Source organism: Anaerotignum faecicola (assembly GCA_024460105.1).
Taxonomy (GTDB): domain Bacteria; phylum Bacillota; class Clostridia; order Lachnospirales; family Anaerotignaceae; genus JANFXS01.
On sequence record JANFXS010000563.1, the window covers coordinates 1 to 392 of the forward strand.

At 46.4% G+C, this 392-nt stretch carries 1 protein-coding gene; it reads left to right on the plus strand.

Annotated features, from left to right (window positions below; genetic code table 11):
- Window positions 1–392: ATP-dependent RecD-like DNA helicase (locus NE664_15405; GenBank protein ID MCQ4728019.1), on the plus strand; the 392-nt coding region annotated here is incomplete at both ends.

The following is a 392-nucleotide window of genomic DNA, read 5'->3' on the forward strand; positions in this document are numbered from 1 at the left end:
GAAGGAAATCTGTATTTAGACAGTACCATCATTGTCGATATGGCATATAAGGTGCTCAATGCAGGCTTTCCAACTGATACAGTCAGGCGCGGACAGATTAAGCTGGCAGGAAATGAGCTGGTAATGAAGGATAAGATTCTGGAGGCAGATGGAACGGCTATTTATTTAAAGGCATACCGGGAGGCGGAGAAAGAGGCAGCGTATCATCTTGTCAGGCTGCTCCGTTCACCGGGGAACACGTATAATATTGAGCGGGAATTAGAGGCTGTTTTAGCAAAAAGTAAAATGACGCTTGCACAAAAACAGGAGGAGGCAGTCCGAATGGTATTTCGGTCCCAGGTATCCATCATCACTGGCGGCCCTGGAAAAGGAAAGACTACCATCCTCAAAAT